Source organism: Comamonas testosteroni ATCC 11996 (assembly GCF_000241525.1).
Lineage (GTDB): Bacteria > Pseudomonadota > Gammaproteobacteria > Burkholderiales > Burkholderiaceae_C > Comamonas > Comamonas testosteroni.
Genome location: NZ_AHIL01000031.1, coordinates 1 through 1,412 on the forward strand (window position 1 = coordinate 1; position 1,412 = coordinate 1,412).

Here is a 1,412-nt window from a genome sequence, read left to right on the forward strand (position 1 = left end):
AAGGTTGGCCGCCGTCTGCTCGGTGCGTGCCGAGAGATCCTGGTTGCCCGTGGCAATCTGGCCCGAAGCCGAGGAGACGGATTCCACGCCCGAGCGCACCTGGCCAACGACGGAGCGCAGACGCTCGGCCATGGCGTTCAATGACTGGTGCAGATGGCCCAGTTCGTCTTCGCAGCCATGCCCGGTTCTGAAGCTCAGATCGCCCTCGGCGATCGCATCTGCCAGCTCCACGGCCTTGACAAGAGGCCGGGTGATGGAGCGCATGATGAGCAGGCCAGTCACCAATCCCAAAAGCATGATGACGCCACAAGCGACGGCTATCACCACATAGGCTTTGGAGCGGCTGGACTCACCCTGCTCCAGCGCCTGCGCCCGGTAGCGGTCCTGCAGTTGCACATAGGCATCCAGGGCCGCGTAGTACTTTTGCGCCATGGGATTGAGCCGCTCTTCGATCAGCTTTTGCGAACGCTCGAAATCCTTGGATTGACGAGCCTGATCCACCTCTTTGTTCACCGCAAACAAGGCATCTCTATGCGTGTTCACATCGGCCATCAGGCTCTTGGCCTCTTGGGTATGAACCTGTGCGAGCACCTTGTCACGCAACTCGTTGATGTTGGCGATCAGGCCGGCCATGGCCTTGTACTGGTGCTCGACCAGATTCTCTTCCGTGGACATGGCAGCTGCCGTGAAGCGATCCATGCTCATCTGGGTCAGGATGCGCCACTCCTTGGCCTGCGCAGCAGCAGTCTGCGCCTCCACCACCGCCGCAAGAACGTCCTCGTTGACACGTTTGGAATAAGCCAGGCTGCCTGCCACCAGCAACAACATCCCCGCCAAAAGACCGATCACCAATGCCCACAGCTTCCGGGCCACGGTGAATTGAAACAACTTCATGAACCAACCAATCCAGACAAAAGAACCCACACACAGGCACGTCCGCATCGTGAACTCCGGGCTGGCTTGTGCATGACTCTGGCGGTCAATTCCTGGCCCCTGACGTCCTCCCTCCACCTCTTCGAGATGCTCTCCCCGAGGTTGCATCAATATATTAATAATTGTTACAACTGCTTTGCGCATTGCGCACAACTGATGTTCTCAGTACTTTCCCGCTTTTCGACACGGCTGGAGTTGGCGAGCCAGAATGAAAAGGCCCGCCGCCTCCTGTCAGAAGCGGCGGGCCTGCAAGCGGGTGTCAGCCTGCGGTTTAGAACGTTTCCCAGTCCCCATCGTCGGAGTCCGCAGCAGGCTTGGCCTTGCTGGTACTCAGTGCAGTGGGAGCCGCAGCAGCGGGCGCTTTCTTGATCGCGGGTCTGACTGCAGCAGCAGTCTGCTTCACTGGTGCCATGGCTGGCATGGCACGGCTGGTCGAACGTTGGGGTGCTGCAGCCTTGACATAGCCGGTTTCATGACCG

The 1,412-nt window shown here is 59.3% G+C and carries 1 protein-coding gene and 1 pseudogene; both read right to left on the reverse strand.

Annotation, left to right across the window (positions count from 1 at the left end):
- Nucleotides 1–894: methyl-accepting chemotaxis protein (locus CTATCC11996_RS13410; RefSeq protein WP_003076977.1), on the reverse strand; the 894-nt coding region annotated here is incomplete at its 3' end.
- Between the two features lie 310 nt (nt 895–1,204).
- Nucleotides 1,205–1,412 (reverse strand): annotated as a pseudogene (locus CTATCC11996_RS13415) (methyl-accepting chemotaxis protein); the annotation flags it as partial.